Origin of the sequence: Streptomyces sp. 8K308 (assembly GCF_004348315.1) — a bacterium.
Classification (GTDB): Bacteria; Actinomycetota; Actinomycetes; order Streptomycetales; family Streptomycetaceae; genus Streptomyces.
The window spans coordinates 1-20,830 of sequence record NZ_SMKC01000011.1 but is presented as its reverse complement, the minus strand read 5'-3'; the positions used below and the strand labels follow the sequence as shown (position 1 = coordinate 20,830).

19 protein-coding genes and 1 pseudogene are annotated in these 20,830 nt (G+C 72.8%); 11 read left to right on the top strand and 9 right to left on the bottom strand.

From position 1 onward, the window contains the following. Positions 1 to 55: 55 nt before the first annotated feature. Complete coding sequence (locus E1265_RS03420) at positions 56 to 469, bottom strand: cobalamin B12-binding domain-containing protein (protein ID WP_132928695.1); 414 nt, start codon at positions 467 to 469, stop codon at positions 56 to 58. A 337-nt stretch (positions 470 to 806) separates the two neighbouring features. Between E1265_RS03420 and E1265_RS03415 the strand changes: the two genes are divergently transcribed. Next, positions 807 to 2,234 carry a M23 family metallopeptidase gene (locus tag E1265_RS03415; protein WP_132928694.1) on the top strand — a complete coding sequence of 476 codons (1,428 nt, stop codon included), beginning with the start codon at positions 807 to 809 and terminating at the stop codon, positions 2,232 to 2,234. Positions 2,235 to 2,322: 88 nt separating this feature from the next. On the opposite strand, the gene E1265_RS37805 is transcribed toward E1265_RS03415, so the two are convergent. After that, complete coding sequence (locus E1265_RS37805) at positions 2,323 to 3,042, bottom strand: hypothetical protein (protein WP_207930936.1); 720 nt, start codon at positions 3,040 to 3,042, stop codon at positions 2,323 to 2,325. Positions 3,043 to 3,194: 152 nt separating this feature from the next. Next, a complete protein-coding gene (gene pcrA / locus E1265_RS03405; RefSeq protein WP_132928693.1) occupies positions 3,195 to 5,630 on the bottom strand; it encodes a DNA helicase PcrA in 2,436 nt (811 codons plus the stop codon). A 264-nt stretch (positions 5,631 to 5,894) separates the two neighbouring features. Here pcrA and E1265_RS03400 point away from each other — a divergent pair, with 264 nt between their 5' ends. The 6 genes and pseudogenes from E1265_RS03400 to E1265_RS03380 form a co-directional block, all read left to right on the top strand. Continuing rightward, a complete protein-coding gene (locus tag E1265_RS03400; protein ID WP_132928692.1) occupies positions 5,895 to 7,094 on the top strand; it encodes a C40 family peptidase in 1,200 nt (399 codons plus the stop codon). A gap of 7 nt (positions 7,095 to 7,101) precedes the next feature. Next, on the top strand, positions 7,102 to 8,244 hold the full coding sequence (locus E1265_RS40600; RefSeq protein WP_347877148.1) for an AAA family ATPase: 1,143 nt from the start codon (positions 7,102 to 7,104) through the stop codon (positions 8,242 to 8,244). Positions 8,245 to 8,350: 106 nt separating this feature from the next. Further along, complete coding sequence (locus tag E1265_RS03390; protein WP_132928690.1) at positions 8,351 to 9,226, top strand: glycosyltransferase; 876 nt, start codon at positions 8,351 to 8,353, stop codon at positions 9,224 to 9,226. 100 nt (positions 9,227 to 9,326) lie between these two features. Then, positions 9,327 to 9,491, top strand: a complete 165-nt coding sequence (locus tag E1265_RS36785) for a hypothetical protein (RefSeq protein ID WP_165953630.1) — start codon at positions 9,327 to 9,329, stop codon at positions 9,489 to 9,491. A 135-nt stretch (positions 9,492 to 9,626) separates the two neighbouring features. Further along, positions 9,627 to 9,902, top strand: coding sequence for a hypothetical protein (locus tag E1265_RS03385; protein WP_132928689.1), 276 nt, complete (start codon positions 9,627 to 9,629; stop codon positions 9,900 to 9,902). Positions 9,903 to 10,059: 157 nt separating this feature from the next. Continuing rightward, positions 10,060 to 10,537, top strand: a pseudogene (locus tag E1265_RS03380) (response regulator transcription factor); the annotation flags it as partial. On the opposite strand, the gene E1265_RS40595 reads toward E1265_RS03380, so the two are convergent. Both E1265_RS40595 and E1265_RS40590 read right to left on the bottom strand, forming a co-directional pair. Then, positions 10,521 to 11,207 (bottom strand): hypothetical protein, encoded by a 687-nt coding sequence (locus tag E1265_RS40595; RefSeq protein WP_347877146.1) that lies wholly within the window; start codon positions 11,205 to 11,207, stop codon positions 10,521 to 10,523. The pseudogene E1265_RS03380 and the gene E1265_RS40595 sit on opposite strands and share 17 nt — an antisense overlap. Further along, entirely contained in the window at positions 11,161 to 11,688 is a 528-nt protein-coding gene (locus E1265_RS40590; RefSeq protein WP_347877145.1) for a hypothetical protein, read from the bottom strand. The genes E1265_RS40595 and E1265_RS40590 overlap by 47 nt, the downstream gene beginning before the upstream one ends. Before the next feature lie 72 nt (positions 11,689 to 11,760). Between E1265_RS40590 and E1265_RS40185 the strand changes: the two genes are divergently transcribed. Next, positions 11,761 to 12,408 carry a peptidoglycan DD-metalloendopeptidase family protein gene (locus tag E1265_RS40185; protein WP_132928688.1) on the top strand — a complete coding sequence of 216 codons (648 nt, stop codon included), beginning with the start codon at positions 11,761 to 11,763 and terminating at the stop codon, positions 12,406 to 12,408. A 194-nt stretch (positions 12,409 to 12,602) separates the two neighbouring features. Further along, positions 12,603 to 13,379 carry an MBL fold metallo-hydrolase gene (locus E1265_RS03365; RefSeq protein WP_132928687.1) on the top strand — a complete coding sequence of 259 codons (777 nt, stop codon included), beginning with the start codon at positions 12,603 to 12,605 and terminating at the stop codon, positions 13,377 to 13,379. A 31-nt stretch (positions 13,380 to 13,410) separates the two neighbouring features. On the opposite strand, the gene E1265_RS03360 is transcribed toward E1265_RS03365, so the two are convergent. After that, the gene (locus tag E1265_RS03360; RefSeq protein ID WP_132928686.1) at positions 13,411 to 13,761 is read right to left on the bottom strand and encodes a hypothetical protein; all 351 of its coding nucleotides are present in this window, start codon (positions 13,759 to 13,761) and stop codon (positions 13,411 to 13,413) included. Between the two features lie 161 nt (positions 13,762 to 13,922). Here E1265_RS03360 and E1265_RS03355 point away from each other — a divergent pair, with 161 nt between their 5' ends. Further along, positions 13,923 to 16,535 (top strand): glycoside hydrolase family 9 protein, encoded by a 2,613-nt coding sequence (locus E1265_RS03355; RefSeq protein WP_243740506.1) that lies wholly within the window; start codon positions 13,923 to 13,925, stop codon positions 16,533 to 16,535. Positions 16,536 to 16,709: 174 nt separating this feature from the next. On the opposite strand, the gene E1265_RS03350 is transcribed toward E1265_RS03355, so the two are convergent. Both E1265_RS03350 and E1265_RS40180 read right to left on the bottom strand, forming a co-directional pair. Further along, a complete protein-coding gene (locus tag E1265_RS03350) occupies positions 16,710 to 17,393 on the bottom strand; it encodes a response regulator transcription factor (RefSeq protein WP_132928685.1) in 684 nt (227 codons plus the stop codon). Further along, entirely contained in the window at positions 17,375 to 17,497 is a 123-nt protein-coding gene (locus tag E1265_RS40180) for a hypothetical protein (protein WP_279571397.1), read from the bottom strand. Before E1265_RS40180 ends, E1265_RS03350 begins: the two co-directional genes overlap by 19 nt. Before the next feature lie 122 nt (positions 17,498 to 17,619). On the opposite strand from E1265_RS40180, the gene E1265_RS38570 reads away from it, so the two are divergent. Continuing rightward, positions 17,620 to 18,681: a hypothetical protein gene (locus E1265_RS38570; RefSeq protein ID WP_243740505.1), complete on the top strand. Its 1,062-nt coding sequence runs from the start codon at positions 17,620 to 17,622 to the stop codon at positions 18,679 to 18,681. Here E1265_RS38570 and E1265_RS03340 read toward each other — a convergent pair. After that, positions 18,593 to 20,692 (bottom strand): MMPL family transporter, encoded by a 2,100-nt coding sequence (locus E1265_RS03340; RefSeq protein ID WP_243740504.1) that lies wholly within the window; start codon positions 20,690 to 20,692, stop codon positions 18,593 to 18,595. The genes E1265_RS38570 and E1265_RS03340 overlap by 89 nt on opposite strands. Between the last annotated feature and the right edge of the window lie 138 nt (positions 20,693 to 20,830).

The following is a 20,830-nucleotide window of genomic DNA, read 5'->3' as shown; positions in this document are numbered from 1 at the left end:
GAACCGCGCCGGAAGCCGCGCGACCCGCCGGGACCGGCTGGAGCCGCGGGCAGCGTCAGGCGCGGTGGGCGAGCCCGACGTGCTCGCGGACCCAGGCCACCACCTCGCCCGTGGGCACGCCAGGGGTGAAGATCGCGGCCACCCCCTGGGCCCGAAGCGGCTCGATGTCCTCCTCGGGGATGATGCCGCCGCCGAAGACCGTGATGTCGGCCGCGTCCTTCTCGCGCAGCAGCTCGAGCACCCGGGCGAAGAGGGTGTTGTGCGCGCCGGAGAGGATGGAGAGGCCGATGGCGTCCGCGTCCTCCTGGATCGCGGTGTCCACGATCTGCTCCGGCGTCTGGTGCAGCCCGGTGTAGATGACCTCCATGCCCGCGTCGCGCAGCGCCCTGGCGATCACCTTGGCGCCGCGGTCGTGCCCGTCGAGCCCCGGCTTGGCCACGACGACGCGAATCGGACCCGATACACCCATGTTGAGCCTCCCAAGTCGCCCGGCCACGGCGCCGGAGCTAACGGTCGTTAACGTCAGGGACCACGTCCAGGATCCCCCATGGAGGGCGAACGTGGGAGGCGTTCGCACCGTGGGTGATGCCCACCCCGAAAAAATTCGAACAAGGCTCGAACAAATCGTGCGGCATCAATGAGCGGTCCGCCGAAAGGCGGGCGATTGCCCGTTTCCTGACGCAGCGAAACCCGCGAACGGGCCGGGAAAGATTGTGGCCGCCGCTCGCCGGCCGGTACAGTCACGCCGAACTGCAGCCGCTGGGACCCCACCCCTGCTCCTGTCGTCGAGCCGAAAGGCGTAATCGGTGAGCGATCGTCTGCTGTCCGGTGTGACCGACCAACACTCGGATCACTCCGGCTACGGCTCCTACGCCGCCTACGACGTTCTCGATCCCTACGCGACGACGACCCAGCAGGCGCCGGCCCAGGAGTGGGCCGACGCCACGCAGGGACAACAGCAGCACGGCGGCTACGACGCCGGCGCCGGGCTCGGCGAGTGGTCGGCCGACGGCCAGTGGGCGGGGGCCCAGCAGGTCGCCACGGCCACCATCCCGCCCCAGCAGGGCGTCGAGGACTGGTACCTCCAGCAGCAGGTGGGCCAGTGGGACGCCGGCGGCTACCCGGCGGGAGACCTTCACGAGACCCCCGCACAGGGCGTCCCCGCCTACCAGGAGCAGCAGGGCTACCAGGACCAGGGCTACCAGGAGTACGACGGCACCTACGGCGCCGCCTACGGCCCGGAGTTCCACCAGCAGCTGGCCGCCGACTACGGCGAGCAGGCCGAGGCCGATCCAGGCGCCGCCGCGTACGACGCCGCGGGGAACTACGACGCGGGCGGCTATGACGCGGCGCCGGGCTTCGCGGCCGCGTCAGAGGCCGAGCCCGACCCCGTGGTGGACGCCTCGGACGGGTTTCCGGAGCCGGCCGACCCGGTGGACGAGGCCCCGGCCGAGACCCCGGTGGTCGCCAGCCGCTCGCAGAGCCGTGGCAGGCGCCGCGTCAGCCGGCCCCGGGCCCGCTCCGCCTTCCTGAGCGTCGCCGCCCCCTCGCTCGCCGTCCTCGGCGTCACCGCGGTCGCCACGGCCGCCACCGTCTCGGAGTCCGGCACCGACACGGGGAACGAGCCGGCGCCCGTCGCCGCGCCCGACCCGGCCGACGAGGCCCAGCGCGCCGCCGCGAACGCCGAGTTCGACACCCAGCTGACCAGCGTCTCGGCCGCCGCCGGCGACTACGCCGAGCGCGCCAGCCGCACCCAGGGCCGCATCGACCTGGAGGCCCAGCAGGAGGCCGAGGCCGAGGCGGCGGCGGCCGAGGCGGCCCGCATCGAGGCGATGCGGCCCAAGTTCTTCCTCCCCGTCGAGCAGCGCGGCCTGAGCGCCTACTACGGCCAGGCGGGCATCAACTGGATGTCCAACCACACCGGCATCGACTTCCCGGTCAGCTACGGCACCCCGGTGCTGGCCGCGACCGACGGCACCGTCCGCACCCAGTGGCACCCCAGCTACGGCAACCTGCTGATCCTCACCGCAGAGGACGGCACCGAGACCTGGTACGCGCACCTGGACAGCACCGCCTACCAGTCCGGCTACGTGCAGGCCGGCACGGTGATCGCCTACTCCGGCAACTCCGGCAACTCCACGGGCCCGCACCTGCACTTCGAGGTGCGCCCCGGCGGCGGCTCCCCCATCGACCCGCTGACCTGGCTGCGCAACCAGGGCCTCGAGCCCACCTGACCCGCCTGATCCGCCCGATCAGCGCACCACAAGCGCGAGGGCCCGCCGCTCCCCAGGGGGAGCGGCGGGCCCTTCCGCCCGCTTCGGTTCAGCCGTTGCGGCGCTGGAGCCCGGCGCACAGGCCGATGGCGCCGACCGCCGGCAGCACGAGGGCCAGGTAGTTGACCGTCTCGTTGTCGGCGTCCCAGGCGTCCCAGAGGTCACCCGGGTAGCTGGTGATGATCTCGAACGTGCCCGGGTCACCACCGGTCATGTACTCGCTGACCAGCATCGCGGTGCCGAAGAGTTCACCACCGACGCCCGCGGCCAGGGCCAACACCGCGGCGAGTATGTAGATCCCCCAGTTGCCCCTGGCGAACAGCGCCGGGCCGACCCCGGTCAACACGCCGACCAGGACCAGGATGTAGAAGGGCTGGGAGAGCTCGCCCGTGGACTCGTCGAACATGGCCTGGTAGATGAGGCCGTAGAGCAGCGCGCCGAGCAGCGCGCCGACGACGGAGAGCACGATGGCGAGCAGCACGTTCTGCTGCCGACCGCCGCCCGGCTGCGGTGCCGGGTAGCCACCGGGGGCGCCGTACGGCTGTGGGGCGCCGTACGGGCTCGGCTGCGGCGGCTGCTGCGGGTAGCCGTAGCCCGGCTGCGGCTGGGCCGGCGGCTGTGACGGGTAACCATAGCCCGGCTGCTGCGGAGGTTGCTGCGGCTGGCCGTACGGCTGGGGAGGGCCGTACTGCGGGGCACCACCCGGCTGCTGTGGCGGCTGCTGGCCGGCGCCGTCTCCCGGCTGGGGCGGCTGCCAGGGCTGACTCATCGTGTTCCCCCTGGGAATCTGAGGTGATACGTACTCCGGGGACAGGAAGGAACTGGAGTACGAGTTGCCGCAGGCAGCTAATCGCCCACCCGCCTCGCACCACAAGCCCTTTCCCCGGTCTGTGACATATCGGGAACACTACCGAGGCGCGTTCAAAGCTTTTCGACCGGGGCGTATCGCAGCAGCAGCCGCTTGGGCTTCTCGCCGCCGAAGTCGATGGTCGCCTCGGCCCGATCGCCGCTGCCCTGCACCGAGATGACCCGGCCCATGCCGAAGGTGTCGTGCGTCACCCGGTCGCCCGGCGCGAGCGCCACGATCGGCCGGTCCTTGACGCGCCCGGTGGCGAAGCCGCGGGCGCGCGGCGCCGACCCGGGAGTGCTGGCCACGGAGGGTACCGGGGCCGACACGGCGGATCCCGTGCGCCGCCAGTCGAGATGCTCCTCGGGGATCTCGTCGAGGAACCTGGACGGCGGGTTGTGCTGCGGCTGCCCCCAGGCGCTGCGCATCGTGGAGCGGGTCACGTAGAGCCGCTTGCGGGCCCGGGTGATGCCGACGTAGGCGAGCCGGCGCTCCTCCTCCAACTCCTTGGTCTTTCCCAGCGAGCGCATATGGGGGAAAACGCCGTCCTCCATGCCGCTGAGGAACACCACGGGGAATTCCAGGCCCTTGGCGGTGTGCAGCGTCATCAACGTGATGACTCCGCCGTCCTCCGCCTCGTCCGGGATCTCGTCGGAATCGGCGACCAGCGCCACTCGCTCCAAAAACTCGGCCAGCGTGCCGGGATTGTCCTCATCGCGAGCCTGCTCGAATTCCAGCGCCACGGCCGCGAGTTCCTGAAGGTTTTCGATCCGCGTCTCGTCCTGCGGATCGGTGGACGCCTGCAACTCGGCGAGATAGCCCGTCTGTTCCAGCACCGCCTCCAGCACGGTGGCCGGCCCTGCGCCCGACTCGACGACGGTGCGCAACTCCTCGAGCAGCACGTTGAACCGCTTGACCGCGTTGGCCGACCTGGCCGCCATGCCGTACGCCTCGTCGACCCGGCGCAGCGCCTGGGCGAACGAGATCCGCTCGCGCAGCGCCAACGCCTCGATCATCGCCTCCGCGCGGTCGCCGATGCCGCGCTTGGGCACGTTGAGGATGCGGCGCAGCGGCACCGTGTCCTCGGGGTTGGCCAGCACCCGCAGGTAGGCGAGCACGTCGCGGACCTCGCGGCGCTCGTAGAAGCGGACGCCGCCGACCACCTTGTAGGGCAGGCCGACCCGAATGAACACCTCCTCGAAGACCCGGGACTGGGCGTTGGTGCGGTAGAAGACGGCCACGTCGCCCGGCTTGGCGTCGCCCGCGTCGGTGAGCCGGTCGATCTCGTCGGAGACGAACTGCGCCTCGTCGTGCTCGGTGTCGGCGACGTAGCCGGTGATGCGGGCGCCGGCGCCCTCGTCCGTCCACAGGTTCTTGGGGCGGCGGTCCTCGTTGCGCGCGATGACGGCGTTGGCGGCGGAGAGGATGGTCTGCGTTGAGCGGTAGTTGCGCTCGAGCAGCAGCGTGGTGGCGTTGGGGAAGTCCTCCTCGAACTGGAGGATGTTGCGGATGGTGGCGCCGCGGAAGGCGTAGATCGACTGATCCGCGTCGCCCACCACGCACAGCTCGCCCGGGTCCTCGGTGCCGACCAGCAGCTTGATCAGCGTGTACTGGGCGATGTTGGTGTCCTGGTACTCGTCGACCAGGATGTGCCGGAAGCGGCGCCGGTAGTGCTCGGCGACGTCCGGGAAGGCGTCCAGCAGATGGACGGTGGTCATGATGATGTCGTCGAAGTCCAGCGCGTTGGCCTCGCGCAGCCGCGACTGGTAGAGGGTGTACGCCTCGGCCAGGGTCTTCTCGAACTGGTCGGACGCCCGGGCGGCGAAGTCCTCGTGGTCGATCAGCTCGTTCTTCAGGTTGGAGATCTTGGCGCTGAACGACTTGGGCGGGAACCGCTTGGGGTCGAGGTCGAGGTCCCGGCAGACCAGCGCCATCAGACGCTTGGAGTCGGCCGCGTCGTAGATGGAGAAGCTGGAGGTGAAGCCGAGCAGCTTGCTCTCGCGGCGCAGGATGCGGACGCAGGCGCTGTGGAAGGTCATCACCCACATCGCGTTGGCGCGCGGCCCGACGAGCTCCTCGACGCGCTCCTTCATCTCGCCGGCGGCCTTGTTAGTGAAGGTGATCGCCAGGATCTGTCCGGGGTGCGCGTCCCGCGCCGCCAGCAGGTAGGCGATGCGGTGCGTCAGCACGCGGGTCTTCCCCGAGCCGGCACCGGCCACGATGAGCAGCGGCGAACCACTGTGCGTGACGGCGGCGCGCTGCTGTTCGTTCAGCCCGTCGATCAGCGCCGCCGGGTCGCCGACCGGCTTGCGCGCGCCGTTGCGGTAGTAGGCGTCCTCCTCGGCCCGCCCCGGCTCGGCGAAGGTGCCGGCGAACAGGTCGTCCGGGATCTCCTCCCGCTCGTGCTCGTACTCGTACACGTGGGCGTCGGGCTCGGGTGGTGGCGGCTCCTCGTGTCCCCCCAGGGGTCCGAGGCCCGCCAGTGCGCTGTCGTCGAAGAGGCCGCTCATCACCCCCGAGTCTAGGGGGCGGGGGCGCCGCGCCGACCCGGCATGGTCACGAATTGGTTTCGGGCATATCGCACATCAGTCTTCCCAAAGCCTTCGTCGGGTGGCTACCGTGCACCGCGGGTGGCTCGTTCCCCGGAGGTCGAACCCGGCCCCGCGGGCCGCCGCCGTTCCATCGGGCACGCGAGGGATTGGCTGGCCAGCCGACGGGCCAGCGGGCGTGGGGAACCGACCGGTGAGCGGGCAGGTACGAAGGAGACACCGGCCTTGGGTTCCCACCGCAAGCCACGCGGCCGCACCGCACTGCTCGAGTCCCCGGCCGGGCGCCGGGGCGTCGTGGGCGTGGGTGCCGCGGCGCTGGCCTCGATGACGCTGCTCAGCCGGGCCGCGTCCGCCGACGACGGGTCGATCGAGGAGCAACGTGAGCGTGCCGAGGCCGCGCACGAGCGGGCCGTCGAGGTGCGGGCCGAGGTCGACCGCCTCTACCGGGAGGCCGGCACCGCCACCCAGCACTACAACGAGGCCCAGGAGGCGGTCGAGGCGCAGCAGGAGACCGTCGACGGGCTGCTGACCGAGGCCGCGCAGGCCGCCGAGCGGGTCAACGAGGCCCGGCGGACGCTCGGCTCGTTCGCCGCCGCGCAGTACCGCACCGGCGGGGGCGGCGCGGTGAGCGACACCGCGGCGCTGCTGCTCTCCACCGACCCGCGGGCCTTCTTCGACCGCACCCACACCCTGGACCGGCTCGGCGACGCGCAGCGGCAGGCGCTCGCCGACTTCACCGAGCGGCAGGAGGCCGCCACCGCCCAGGGCGAGGAGGCCGGCGCGGCGCTGGCCGCGCTCGAGGAGCGGCAGGCCGAGCTCCAGCGGCAGCAGGAGTCCGTCCAGTCCATGCTGGCCGAGGCCCGCGCGATGCTCGACGACCTGTCGGCCGAGGAACAGGCCGAGCTCGACGAGTTGGAGCGGCTCGAGCGGGAGGAGGCCGAGCGCCAGGCCGCCGAGGCCGAGCGCCGGCGGCAGGAGCGGCTGGCCGCCGAGCGCGCCGCGGCCGAGGAGGCCGCCGCCGAGGCGGAGGCCGCGGAGGAGAGCGTCGAGGCGCCGTCCGCCCCGGCCCCCGACGCCAGCGGCGCCGAGGCCGCCATCGCCTTCGCCGAGTCCCAGCTCGGCAAGCCGTACGTGTGGGGCGCCACCGGGCCCAACTCCTACGACTGCTCCGGCCTCACCCAGGCCGCCTGGCGCGCCGCCGGCGTCGAACTGCCCCGCGTCACCTGGGACCAGGTCGACGCCGGCAGCCGCGTCTCGCGCGACGCGCTGCGACCGGGCGACCTCGTCTTCTTCTACGACGACATCAGCCACGTCGGCCTCTACGTCGGCGACGGCATGATGATCCACGCCCCCAAGCCGGGCGCCGTGGTCCGCTACGAGTCCATCGACACCATGCCGTTCTACGCCGGCGTCCGCCCGTCCTGACGTCCGGGTGCCGGTCCCGGTACCGTGCATTGATGCTGTCGTGCGCCGAACTCACGCCGCCCGAGCGCCTGTTGTGGGACGCCTTCGCCATCGGCGAGCGGGTGGACCTGCGCACCGGCGACCCGGTGGCGGACGGCCCGGCCGGCGGCGAGCGGTGGGGCGCCGAGCGCGCGGTGCGCGCCGAGGTGGTGCGTGCCCTGGTGCTCGGCGGCGCCGAGGCCCGGGCCGGCGAGACCTCGGTGGTCCACCTGGTGTGCGCCCGCGTCACCGGCAAACTGCGGCTCGAGTTCGCCGAGGCCTGCTGCGTGCTGCGGCTCGAACGCTGCTGGTTCGAGCGGAAACCCCAGCTGTACGGGGCCCGGCTGCGGATGACCGGCTTCGCCGGCTCCCATCTCCCTGGCCTCCGCGCGGGCCGGATCATCGTGGAGGGCGGCAACCTCGACCTGATGCACACCCGGATCACGGCTCCGGGCATCGCCCTGTACGACGCGCGGCTCGACGGCGGCCTGCTGCTCCAGGACGCCCACCTCTCCAACCCCGGCGGAGTGGCTCTCGACGGCTCAAGGATGGAGCTCGGCGGCGGCATCGTGGGCGACGACGGATTCCGCATCGAGGGCGAACTCCGCCTGCGCCCGGTTGGGCGAGGCCCTGCTGCTGGCCGGTGCGGCGCCTGGCCGAGCTCGGCCACCACGTCGTCGAGGAGGCGGCGACGGCGGTCATCGCCCAGGCACACACCCGGGGCGTGGACGAGCCGTGGCGGCGCCCGTTCTTCGTCGACGAGATCGTCGCGCTCCAGCGGCGGCGCCAGCTGGCCGCGTCGGCGGCGGTCCAGGTGTACGACAGGTCGCCGGTCTGCACCCTCGCCCTCGCCGCCCACCTGGGACTCCCCGTGACCCGGGCGCTCAGGGCCGAGCTCGCCCGGATCGCCACCGAGGGCGTCTACGAGCGGCGGGTGTTCTTCGTCCGCAACCTGGGCCTCTGCGAGCCGACGCCGGCCCGGCGGATCAGCTTCGAGGAGTCCCTGGCCTTCGAGCGGCTCCACGAGGAGACCTACCGCGATCTCGGCTACGAGCTCGTCGAGGTGCCCGCCGCCGACCTCGCCCGGCGAGTCGCCGTGATCGACGCGGCCATCGCGTCGCACACTCCTTGACAGCACGTTCCCCAGGGTTGCGTGAACCCCACGGGAGGGTGAACGGCTAGCATCTCGGAAGTTGCCGAAAGCTTCCGGCAGCTGTCGCCGAGCTGTGGGAGTGCCCGTGTCATCACCACGCCTGGGTGTCGCGATCCTCACCATGGGCGACCGCCCGGCCGAGGTCGCCGCGCTGTTGGAGTCCGTGGCCCGCCAGCACACGCCCGCCACCCGCGTCGTGGTCGTCGGCAACGGCACCGAGCTGCCCGACTACCCGGCGCCCGTCTCCACCGTCGAACTCCCGGAGAACCGGGGCGTCACCGGCGGCCGCAACGCCGCCCTCGCCACGCTGCGGGCCTTCGGCGACGTCGACGTCGTCATCGACCTGGACGACGACGGGCTGCTCGTCGACGACGACGTCTTCACCCGCATCCAGGAGATGTACGCGGCCGACCCCGAACTCGGCATCGTCAGCTTCCGCATCGCCGACGAGACCGGCCACACCCAGCGCCGCCACGTGCCACGGCTCCGTGCCGGCGACCCGATGCGGGCCGGCGAGGTCACCACCTTCCTCGGCGGCGGCCACGCGCTCTCCGCCCGCATGCTTGAGGAGACCGGCGGCTGGCCGGAGGAGTTCTTCTTCGCGCACGAGGAGACCGACCTCGCCTGGCGCGCGTTGGACGCCGGCTGGAAGGTCGTCTACGAGCCGGCCCTGCTGCTCCAACACCCCCGCACGTCGCCGGCGCGGCACGCCGTCTACTACCGCATGACCGCCCGCAACCGCGTCTGGCTCGCCCGCCGCCACCTGCCGCTGCCGCTGATCCCCGCCTACCTCACCACCTGGTTCCTCCTCACCGTCGCCCGCAACCGCTCCCTCCCCGGCCTCCGCGCCTGGTTCGCCGGCTTCGCCGAGGGCCTCCGCCACCCGTGCGGTCCCCGCCGCCCCATCCGCTGGCGCACGGTCTGGCGCATGACACGCCTCGGCCGCCCACCGGTGATCTGACGCGATCCGACTCGCTCTGGGCCGTCCCTCGCGCGGGGGAGGCCGACAATGGGTCGCGTCGGCGATGTCCGGCGCGGGCGCCGTGCCGAGGATCGAGGGCATGCGTACCTCCATCGCCTTCCTCCTCGCTCCGCTCCTGGTCACCGCCTATGGGCTCATCCGGGCCCTCGACGGCGTGGACGGGGAGCGCGGTCCCGGCCCGGCGTGGACTGCCGGGCACGCGGCCTTCCTCCTGTCCCTGCTCCTCTTGGGGTGGGTGCTGTAAGAACTGCGGCGGCTGGCGGGCCGCGGCGCGTTCGCGACGGTCACCGTCGTCGCCGCGTTCGTCGGCGTCGCCTGCTCCCTGGCCCAGATCTCGATCGACCTCGTCATCGGCCTGCTGGCGGCCGACCACGACGACATGCGGCGCATGTTCGTCGACGCGCACAACCTGCCAGGCGTGGACATCGCCGTCTACGAGGCGGGCCCCGTGCTGTTCTTCCTCGGGCTGCTCGTCCTGGTCTGCCGGCTCGCGGTGGCCCGCGTCGTTCCCTGGTGGCGTGCGGCGGCCGTGACCCTGGCGGTGTTCGTCGCCCCGGTGAGCCACGATCTGCTGCCGGTCGTCGGTCTGCTGCTGTTCGCGGGCCTCGCCCGCGTCACGCCCGCGTCCGCCCCGGTCGCTCTCGCGCGCGGCTGAATCCACCCGGCCCAGTGGGAGAATCCGGGCTCGTGCCCGTACCACCCGCCGTCCCCCGGCTCCGCCGCCTGCTGGGTTCTCCCTGGTCGGACGCGCTGCTGGCGGCCGCCACCACCATCGCCCAGACCGCGCCGCTGCTCTTCCTGCACACGGTGAGGACCACTACGTCTTCGACGCGCTCAGCGCCGGCGCCAGCGGCTTCCTCCTCAAGGACGTGCGGCGGGACGACCTCGTCCACGCCGTCCGGGTCGCCGTGGCGGGCCAATCCCTCCTGGCCCCCCTCCATCACCCGCACCCTCATCGCCGCGTTCACCTCGGGCCGAACCCCACGCCCACCACGAACCGAGCTGCTGTCCCTCCTCACCGGCCGCGAGCGGGAAACCCTGCGGCTTCTCGGCCGCGGCCTGTCCAACGCGGAGATCGCCGCCACCCTGGTGGTCAGCGAACACACGGCCAAGACCCATGTGAGCAACGTCCTCACGAAACTCGGCCTGCGCGACCGTGCCCAAGCCGTCATCGCCGCCTACGAGACGGGCCTCCTCGTCCCCGGCCACCTCGACGCCCCCCTCGCGGTGACGTGTCGCGGGACGGCCCCTCGGGCCGCTGAGTTCGGCGCGGTCAGCCCTCCGCCCTGAGCGCCGCGACGAGGTGCCGGCGGGCTCGGGGAGCCCTACGGAGCAACATCGCTGGGGTGGTGTGGAGTTCGTTCCACGAGTGCGGCCGGCCAACCTCGGCGGCGTGGGGGACGATGTCCAGGGCGAGGGCCAACGCCGCGTCCGGCTCGCCGGCGCCGGCGAGGGAGCGGGCCAGGCAGGCCCGGTACCAGGTGCGGTCGCGCCGGTAGTCGCCGGAGAGCGCGGCGAGCCCGGCGGTGAGGTGCTCGATCGCCCGCGGCCAGGCCCGCAGGTGCATCAGGGCCATGCCGCGTTGCAGGGTGAACCACGTCTCGTCGTAGAAGTACGGCCAGGGCGGCTCGTCCTCCGGCCGCTCCGCCGCGCGGCCGATCAACTCCTCTGCCTCGTCGAGGACTCGGCGGGCGTCGTCCCCTCGCACCGCGAGGGCCTGCCCGCGGCCGGCCATCTGTGCCGCCATGCCCCGCACCCCGAGCGACGCCCCGGGCGCGGACCAGCGGGACGCCTCGGCCAAGCCGACGCACCGCTCGGCACGCCTCCTGGACCAGGCCATGTGCGCCTTCATGTTGAGCGTGCTCGCGGCCATGTTCGGGTCCCCGGCCTCCAGGGCCCACTCGTGCGAGCGGTCATACCAGGCCAGGGCCGCCCCGGTCTCGTCCTGGTCCTGTGCCATCCACCCGAGGAACTGCGCGTGCTCGGCCGCGAGTCGCACCACGCCGGGTAGCCAACTCTCCCCGGGCCCGGCCGTGTAGGGCGACGACCGTGTCCAACTGCCGCCGCATCACCCCGACCAGCGGCCGCGAACCGATGACGTCCTCCGCCCGCCGGTGCTCCGCGAGCAGCCGTTCCAACCAGTCCAACGTCGCCCCATCCACCCGCCGGCCGTCCTCGACCACCCCCGCCACCCGCTCCAGCAGCTCCGGCTCCGGCGCCACGTCGGGCAGGGCGAGCCTCGCCACCGGCCCCTCGCCACTCGGGAGTTCGGCGGGAACGCGAAGGCCCTCGACGATCCGCTGCCGCGCCTCCCGCGACGTCACCCGACGACGCCCCCGCTCGATCGCCGAGACGTCCGCTGAACAACACGCTGAGCGGCGACGCGGGATGTGGCGTCCACGCGCACGCAGCGCGCTGACCCCCTTGTCCGTTATCGTCATGTGCCGGACAATTAGCGGCCAGAATCACCTTCCAAAGGAGCACGATCCACGCCCAATTGACATGGGGGAACCATGCCCGCGATCAACTTCGCGCACGTGAAGTTCGGGAAGAGCGACTCCTGCGTCACCGCGTTCCAGCGGGCGCTCATCAGCCGGGGCCACCGGATCCCGGCCGGGGCCACCGGCTACTACGGGGACCAGACCAAGGCCGCCTGCGCCGCGTTCCAGCGGGCGCGGGGATGGAGCGGCAGCGGCGCCGACGGGCTGCCCGGGCCACAGACGTTCGCCCGGCTCGGCTTCACGGACAGCCGCGCCGACTCCGGGTCCAAGAGCGGGCGGGTCTCCTCACCCGTGCCAGGACGGTCGGTCACGTATCCCTACGGGGTCAGGAACAGCCGCTACGCCGCCGGCTTCCACACCGGCGACGACTACGCCGCGCCGACCGGCACGCCGGTGGTCGCCGTGCTCTCCGGCACCATCGTCTGGTCCAACGACAACGGCGGCGCCTACGGCAAGTGGCTCGGCCTGCGCGCCGACAACGGCCGGGACTACGTCTACTGCCACCTCTCCGCGCGCGAGGTGCGCACCGGCACCCGCGTCATCGCCGGCCAGCGGCTCGGCCGCGTCGGCGCCACCGGCAACGTCACCGGGCCACACCTGCACTTCGAGGACCGACCACGCGGCGGCGGCTACGGCAACGTCCGCGATCCGAGGTGGTGAGGGCCCCGGGAAGGCTAGTGCCGTGTCAGCCAAGGTTTGCCCGTCAAGGAGCGGCGTCCGGTGCGGTGCATCGCAAGGCGCCGGATCGCAGCTCATACTTGGCCGTATTCGCGCGATTCGGTAACGCAGCGAGGTGCCGTGCCGGGCGTCGCGACGGGGTGAACCTTGGCTGATGCGGCACTAGTGTCGCGGGCATGCGTCTGACCGTTCTCGGCGGCTGCGGAGCATGGCCGACCGCGCGCCAGGCATGCAGCGGCTACCTCGTCGAACACGAGGGCTTCCGCCTGCTCATCGACCCCGGGTACGCCACGCTGCCACGCCTGCTCGACCACCACACCGTCGACGCGATCGACGCCGTGCTGATCAGCCACGGGCACCCCGACCACTGCGCCGACCTCAACCCCCTGCTGCGCGCGCGAGGTCTCAGCGACACGCCACCGCCGGCACTGCCGGTACACGCACCCCGTGGCGCGGCCGACGCCGTTCTCGCGCTCGACAAACCGAGCATGCTCGCGGACGCGTACCGGCTGCGCGAGTTCCAGCCAGGCGACCGGTTCGACATCGGTCCGTTCAGAACCGACACCTGGCTCCTTCCGCACTTCGTGCCCAACGCCGGCGTCCGACTGACCACGCCGGAAGCCGTGCTCGCCTACACCGGCGACACGGGTCCGAGTCCTGATGTCCCGCGCCTCGCCCGAGGCGCCGACCTCCTGCTGTCGGAGGCCACCTACGTCCACGAGGTACCGACCGCAGACGCACCGTACCTGCTGACCGCGCGACTGGCGGGCCAGTACGCCAGCCAGGCGGGCGCTGCCAGGCTCATGCTCACCCACCTGTGGCCGGGAACAGACCCGAACGCCGCCCACGAGGCGGCCGCGGAGGCCTTCCGGTCCCCCATCGACGTCGCCGCTCCCGGGCTCGTCACCGACCTCGCTCACGGAAGCGGCCACCCGGCCCCCACCACCGGGTGACGCGGACGGAGTCGCGACCCCAGCGCCCGGACTACCAGACCGTGGCGATGAAGATGTTGGCCGTGGTGAGGAGCCCGACCGTGCCGAAGACCGGCGCGGCGACCTTCTCCTCGTCGCGGTTCACGTAGACCAGGCCCAGGATCACCACCAGGATCGCCAGCTTGACGGCGATCTTGACGTTGTTGACCTCCTGGTCGTCGGCCTGGTTGAGGCCGACCAGCGCCAGGCCCGTGACCAGCATGGTGAGCGCGCCGTGCAGCATGCCCGGCACCATCCGGGCCTCGCCGGTGCGCAGCGCCTTGGTCTGCGCCAGAAAGCCACCGAGCAGCGCTGCGATGCCGATGATGTGCAGGGCGAGAAAGACGGCGATCAGGGCGTCCATGGGGTGGAAGTTTAGTAACGGGCGAATGTGACCGTTCTCGGGGGGTCACCAAGGGTTGACGAGGTCACGCCACGACGCGCAGGCTGTATTGGCTCCTTTCTGGGAGCGCTCCCATGAACCACCGTTGAAGCCATCGCCCCCCACCTGAAGGATCGAGAGCCGTGACCTTACTTCCTTCATCCCACCCGCCCCGCCGCGGCAGACGGCCGCTGAGCGTCACGCTGGCCGCCGGCCTCGCCGTCGCCGGGCTCACCGCGGCCGGCGCCGCGCCCGCCGCCGCCGAGGGTCCCGAGCTGATCGAGAACGGCGACTTCGCCAGCGGCGTCATCGTCCCCTGGTGGTCGACCGCCAACGCTCCCGCCTCGGTCGTGGACGGCCGGCTGTGCGCGGAGGTGCCCGGCGGCACCGTGAACCCCTGGGACGTCATCGTCGGTCAGGACGGCCTCCCGCTCACCGCGGGCGAGAGCTACGAGCTGTCGTTCACGGCCACCGCCACCACGCCCGTCACCGTCCGCACCAACGTGCAGATGAACACCGAGCCGTGGACCACCGAGCTGGCGGCGCTGGACGCCGTCGACGAGACCGCCGAGCCCGTCACCCACGTCTTCACCGCGGGCGCCGACCACGCGGCGGCGCAGCTGGTGTTCCAGATGGGCGGCAGCGCCGAGCCGTTCACCTTCTGCCTGGACGACGTCTCGCTCACCGGCGGCGCCGAGCCGCCCGTCTACGAGCCCGACACCGGCTCCCCGGTCCGCGTCAACCAGGTCGGCTACCTCACCGAGGGCCCCAAGCGCGGCACCTTCGTCACCGAGGCCACCCAGCCGCAGACCTGGACCCTGAACGCCGCCGACGGCACCGCGGCCGCCACCGGCACCACCACGCCGCGCGGCGTCGACCCGACCTCCGGGCAGAACACGCACACCTTCGCCTTCGACGCGTTCGCCACGCCCGGCACGGGCTACACGGTGACGATCGGCGAGGAGACGAGCGAGCCGTTCGCCATCGGCGACGACCTCTACGACACGCTCCGCACCGACGCGCTCGCGTACTTCTACCACAACCGCAGCGGCATCGAGATCGAGGCGGAGTACGTCGGCGAGGAGTACGCGCGCCCGGCCGGACACGTGAACGTGGCGCCCAACCAGGGCGACGACGACGTGCCCTGCCAGCCCGGCGTCTGCGACTACACGCTGGACGCGGCCGGCGGCTGGTACGACGCCGGCGACCACGGCAAGTACGTGGTCAACGGCGGCATCTCCGTCGCCCAGCTGCTCTCCGCCTACGAGCGGGACGCGGCCGGGGCGCTCGGCGACGGCAGCCTCGCCATCCCCGAGCGGGACAACGGGGTGCCGGACGTCCTCGACGAGGCCCGCTGGGAGCTGGAGTTCCTGCTGGCCATGCAGGTCCCGGCCGGCGAGGAGCTGGCCGGCATGGCGCACCACAAGCTGCACGACCGCGAGTGGACCGGTCTTCCGCTGCGGCCCGACCAGGACCCGCAGCCGCGCGAGCTGCACCCGCCGTCGACGGCCGCCACCCTCAACCTGGCCGCCGCCGCGGCCCAGGGCGCGCGCCTGTTCGAGGAGTACGACGCCGCCTTCGCGGACGAGCTGCTCTCCGCCGCGACCACGGCCTACGCGGCGGCCCTCGCCCACCCGGACGTCTACGCCGACCCCAACGACGGCGTCGGCGGCGGCGCGTACAGCGACAACGACGTGCGGGACGAGTTCTACTGGGCGGCCGCCGAGTTGTACGTGACAACCGGCGACGACGCCTACCGGCAGGCGGTGCTCGACTCGCCGCTGCACGGCGACGCCGCGGCGGTCTTCACGGACGACGGCTTCTCCTGGGGCTGGACGGCCGCGCTCGGCGCGCTCAGCCTGGCGACGGTCGACAACGACCTGCCGGCCGGCGATCTCGCCGAGGTGCGGGCCATGGTCACCGACGCGGCCGACCGGTACGCGGCGGACGCGGAGGCGGCGGCGTACGGGCTGCCGTACGCGCCGACCGGCGGCAACTACGTGTGGGGCTCCAACAGCCAGGTGCTCAACAACATGGTGGTGCTGGCCACGGCAGCCGAGCTGACGAACGACGCGACCTACCGGGACGCGGTGCTCACCGGCCTCGACTACCTGCTGGGCCGCAACCCGCTCAACCTCTCCTATGTGACGGGCTACGGCGAGCGGGACGTGCGCAACCAGCACCACAGGTTCTGGGCCAACCAGCTCAACGCCAGCCTGCCCAACCCCCCGGCCGGTTCGCTGGCCGGCGGCCCCAACAACGCGCTCCAGGACCCGATCGCGGAGGACATGCTCCAGGGCTGCGCGCCGGCGATGTGCTACATCGACCACATCGAGTCGTACTCGACCAACGAGGTCACGGTGAACTGGAACGCGCCGCTGGCGTGGATCGCGTCCTACGTCGACGACCTGGGCGCGGGCGCCGCCGAGCCGGAGCCCACGACGTGCCAGGTGTCCTACGTCTCGAACCGGTGGACGGGCGGGGCGACGACCCAGGTGACGGTGCGGAACACCGGCACGGCGCCGATCTCGCCCTGGGAGCTGGCGTGGAGCTTCCCGGGCGACGAGCGGGTCACGAACGCGTGGAACACGACCCTCACCCAGAACGGCCGTTCCGTCGTGGCGCGGCCGGCCAGCTGGAACGCGACCGTGCCGGCGGGTGGTTCGGTGTCCTTCGGCTTCAACACGAGCGGCACCTCGGGCACCGATCCGACCGCGTTCACCCTCAACACCAGGCCGTGTAGCGCCGGCGGCTGACCGGCCGGCTAGGGCCTGTTGCGAAAGTCGCGTCGGATCAGCCCGCGTCGTCAGATGCGGTGCATCGCAAGGCGCCGGATCGCAGCTCATACTTGACCGTATTCGCGCGATTCGGTAACGCAGCGAGGTGCCGTAGCTGGCGGCGCGGGCCCGGCGGGGCTTTCGCAACAGGCCCTAGGGCCGCGGCGTGACCAAACCCGACTCGTAGGCGGCGATGACGAGTTGGGCCCGGTCACGGGCGGCGAGCTTCCCCATGATCCGGCTGACGTGGGTCTTGGCGGTGAGCGGGGACAGGCGCAGGGCGTCCGCGAGCTCGGCGTTGCTCAGGCCGCGGGCGACCAGCGTCAGTACCTGGCGCTCGCGGTCCGAGAGCCGGTCGAGGGCCGGCCGCGGCCGGGCCGTGGCCAGGGTGTCGGGGACCCGCAGCGCGCGGGCGATGAGGCGGGCCGTGGGCCCCGGCGACAGCAGCGCCTCGCCCGCCGAGACCGTGCGGACGGCGTCCAGCAGGTCGGCGGGGCGGGTGTCCTTGACCAGGAAGCCGGACGCGCCGGCGCGCAACGCCTCGACCACGTGCTCGTCCGTGTCGTACGTCGTCAGCACGAGCACGCGCACCCCCGCCAGCTCCTCGGCGGCGGCGATGCGGCGGGTGGCCTCGATGCCGTCCAGGTCGGGCATCCGGATGTCCATCACGACCAGGTCGGGGCGGGTCGTGCGGGCCAGTTCGACGGCCTGCCGGCCGGTGCCCGCCTCGCCGACGACGGACATGCCGGGGGTGGCCTCGATCAGCATGACGAACGCCGCCCGCACCAGGGTCTGGTCGTCGGCGAGCAGCACGCGGATCACGGGCTCTGCTGGCACTCGGGCTCCTCCACGGGTAGCTGGGCGGTGACGGCGAAGCCGGGCTCGCCGTGGCGCGGGGCGGCGCGCAGGGTGCCGCCGATGCTGCGGGCCCGCTCCCGCATGCCGGCGAGGCCGAAGCCGGGCTCGCCGCGTCCGCCGGCGCGGTGCCGTCGTCGACGACCTCGATGCGCAGGTCCTGGCCCGCGCGGCGCACGGTGACGCGCACGGACACCTCGGGCCCGGCGTGCCGAACGGCGTTGGTCAGCGCCTCCTGCACGATCCGGTAGGCCGCCGCGCCGACCACGGGCGGGACGTTCCCCTCGCCGACGTCGACGGTCAACGTCACCGTGGCGCCCGCCGTCTCGGCCGCCACGGCCAGGTCGGCCAGCCCGCCGATGCCGGGCGGCGGGCCGCTGCTCTCCGGGCCGTCGCCGCGCAACACCCGCAGCGTGGTGCGCAGTTCGGCGCGTGCCTCGCGGCAGGTCTCGGAGATGCCGTCCAACTCCCCGGCCAGTGCGGGCCGGTCGAACCGACCGGGGTCGGTGGCGAGGAGGTGGGCGGCGACGGAGGCGCGGACGCCGATCAGCGTGATGCTGTGCGCCAGCAAATCGTGCAGGTCGCGGGCGATGCGCAGCCGCTCCTCCGCGACGCGGCGCGCGGCCTCCTCCTCTCGGGTGCGCTCGGCCCGTTCGGCGCGTTCGCGCATCGCCGCGAGGTACTCGCGGTTCAGCCGGAACGCCTCGCCGAGGACGAGCACGGCGAGGATCCATCCCGAGGTGCGCAGCGTCTCGAGGCCCGTCTCGTTGCCCGAGAGCATCCACACGACGAAGACGGTGACGATGACCGTGCAGGACACCAGGACCGTCCGCAGGTGCGGCCCGGCCAGCGCGACCGTGAAGAGGGCGAGCGCGGTGACCGGGAACGGCGCGAGGTGGGTGTAGTTCAGGGCGTGGTAGGGCGCGTCGAAGCAGAGGTGGGCGACCAGCACGGCCATCGGCCAGCGGCGGCGCCAGACGAGCGGCACCGTGAGGCCGACCATCAACAGCAGGCCGATCAGGTCGAGTTCGCGGCCGTCCGGCCTGAGCAGCTGCGCCGCGGCCAGGCTGACGAGGAACGCGAGCAGGGCGAGGCCGGCGTCCAGCCGGAGGCCCCGGGCGACGCCCGGGGCCTCGGCGGTCCGCAGCAGGGGCGGGATGCGCGGCACGGTCACCGGCCCATCATCGGGTACGGCTGTTCGAAGCCGGGCGGCGGGAGAGCGCCCCCGGCCACCAGACGCGGTGGCCGAGCAGCCAGGCCGCGGCGGTGACGACGTAGGTGCGGACCAGGAAGGTGTCGAGCAGGACGCCGACCGCGACGACGAACCCGATCTGGACCAGGTTCACCACCGGCAGCGAGGCCAGCACGGCGAACGTCGCGGCCAGCACCACGCCGGCGGAGGCGATCACGCCGCCCGTGGTGCGCAGCGCGGCCAGCGCCGCCTGGCGGGTGTCGAGCCCGCGCAGGTTCTCCTCGCGCATCCGGTGCATCAGGAAGATGCCGTAGTCCACGCCGAGCGCGACGCAGAAGACGAAGCTGAGCAGCACCACCGAGGGGTCCGTGCCCTGAAGGCCGAGGAGCGGTCCGAAGACGAGACCGCCGATGCCGAGGGCCGCGCCCCAGGAGGCGGCGACGGCGGCCAGCAGGATCGCCGGCGCGACGAGGGCGCGCAGCAGGGCGGCGAGGATGAGGAAGACCAGCACGAGGACGAGGGGGATGACGAGCGCCCGGTCGCGGGCGTTGGTGTCGGCCAGGTCGAGTTGCTGGGCGGACGGGCCGCCGACCAGGGCGTCGGCGCCCTCGACGCGGTCGAGCCGGTCGCGCAACGCCTCGATGGTGGCGAACTCCCCGTCGGACTCGGGACGGTCCGTGGCGTAGACGTCGATCTCGGTCCAGCCGTCGCCGGCGCGGCCGGCTTCGGCCTCGGCGACGCCCGGGGTGGCGGCGACCTCCCGCACCACCTCGGCGGCGTGGTCGGTGCGGGCCAGGACGGTGAGGGGCTGGGTGCCGCGCTCGGGGTATGCCTCGGCGAGGCGGTCCATGGCGGCGACGGACTCGGGGGTGTCGACGAACGAGTCGGCGTTCCTCAGCGTGCCCGGCAGGTTGAGCGTGCCGAGGGCGAGGGCGCCCATCAGCACCACGCCGCCGGTGAGGATGGCGACCGGGCGGCGGCTGACCGAGGTGCCGAGGCGCGCGAGGACGGAGCGCCCGCGAGCCTCGCTGCCGAAGGCGGGGATCAGCGGCCAGAACACGCGTCGGCCGCACAGCACGAGCAGCGCGGGCAGCAGGGTGAGCATGACGGCCAGCGCGAGCAGCACGCCGACGGCGCCGACCGGGCCGAGGCCGCTGCTGCTGTTGAGGTCGGCGGCGAGCAGGCAGACGAGGCCGGCGGCGACGGTGCCCGCCGAGGCGAGCAGGGCGGGCGCGCAGCCGCGGAGGGCGCGCGCCATCGCCTCCGCCGGCCGCTCGTGGCGGCGGAGCTCCTCGCGGTAGCGGGCCACGAGCAGCAGGGCGTAGTCGGTGCCCGCGCCGAAGAGCAGGACGGTCATGACGGACCGGCTCATGGTGGTGACGGTGAGGTCGAAGGCCTGGACGAGCGCGTAGACGCAGGCGAGCGAGGTCACCGCGGCCACGCCCACGGCCAGCAGCGGCAGCAGCCACAGGACGGGGCTGCGGTAGGTGACGATCAGCAGCACGGCGACGATGGCCACGGTGACGAGCATCAGGGTGGTGTCGACGGACTCGAAGACCTGCTCCGCGTCGTGCTGGAGGGCGCCGGCGCCGCCGACCTCGGCGGTCAGCCCGTCCGGCAGGTCGGCGCCGACCCGCTCCCGGACGTCGGTGACGGCGGCCGACACCTCCTCCTCGCCCGCCAACCCGCCGATGACGAACGGGACCATGGTGGTGGTGCCGTCCTCCGACGGTATGACCCCGGGCGCGCCCTCGGTGATGAGCGCGTAGTCCCCGGCGATCCCGGCGGCCCGCTCCTCGACCACGGCGCGGTCAGCGTCGGTGAGGCCCCCGTCGCGGTGGTAGACGACGACCAGCTCGGTGCCCTCGCCGCCGGGCAGTTCGTCCTGGATCCTGACCACCTGGGTGGAGTCGGCGCTGTCGGGCAGGTAGTCGACGTTCTCGTCCCGCTGGACGTCGGCGAGCCGGCCGACGAACGGCACGGCGACGGCCACGACGACGATCCACAGGGCGACGACGGCCCACGGCAGGACGCGGCGGGGCGGGAATCCTGGCGGCGCCTGGGGAGGGCTCATGGTCACGGCCGACATCGGTGACTCCTCGGTTTCTTGCTTCAGCGGCTTGGTCCCTCCAGCGTTCCGGCGGTGCCGGTGCGTTTCGTCGCTCGCCGGAACGAACCCGGCGGTACGCCGGGGGGCGGCAGGCACCGCGGCGTACTCCCCGCGGAG

Bases quoted from the DNA above. Each gene is read 5' to 3' on its own strand.
- E1265_RS03365 (WP_132928687.1), top strand. From the start codon at position 12,603: ATGCGTCTGACCGTTCTCGGCGGCTGCGGAGCATGGCCGACCGCGCGC.
- E1265_RS40590 (WP_347877145.1), bottom strand. From the start codon at position 11,688: ATGACGATAACGGACAAGGGGGTCAGCGCGCTGCGTGCGCGTGGACGC.
- E1265_RS03420 (WP_132928695.1), bottom strand. From the start codon at position 469: ATGGGTGTATCGGGTCCGATTCGCGTCGTCGTGGCCAAGCCGGGGCTC.
- E1265_RS40185 (WP_132928688.1), top strand. From the start codon at position 11,761: ATGCCCGCGATCAACTTCGCGCACGTGAAGTTCGGGAAGAGCGACTCC.
- pcrA (WP_132928693.1), bottom strand. From the start codon at position 5,630: ATGAGCGGCCTCTTCGACGACAGCGCACTGGCGGGCCTCGGACCCCTG.
- E1265_RS36785 (WP_165953630.1), top strand. From the start codon at position 9,327: ATGCGTACCTCCATCGCCTTCCTCCTCGCTCCGCTCCTGGTCACCGCC.
- E1265_RS37805 (WP_207930936.1), bottom strand. From the start codon at position 3,042: ATGAGTCAGCCCTGGCAGCCGCCCCAGCCGGGAGACGGCGCCGGCCAG.
- E1265_RS03340 (WP_243740504.1), bottom strand. From the start codon at position 20,692: ATGTCGGCCGTGACCATGAGCCCTCCCCAGGCGCCGCCAGGATTCCCG.
- E1265_RS03360 (WP_132928686.1), bottom strand. From the start codon at position 13,761: ATGGACGCCCTGATCGCCGTCTTTCTCGCCCTGCACATCATCGGCATC.
- E1265_RS40595 (WP_347877146.1), bottom strand. From the start codon at position 11,207: ATGGCACAGGACCAGGACGAGACCGGGGCGGCCCTGGCCTGGTATGAC.
- E1265_RS40180 (WP_279571397.1), bottom strand. From the start codon at position 17,497: ATGCGGGAGCGGGCCCGCAGCATCGGCGGCACCCTGCGCGCCGCCCCG.
- E1265_RS03385 (WP_132928689.1), top strand. From the start codon at position 9,627: ATGCGGCGCATGTTCGTCGACGCGCACAACCTGCCAGGCGTGGACATC.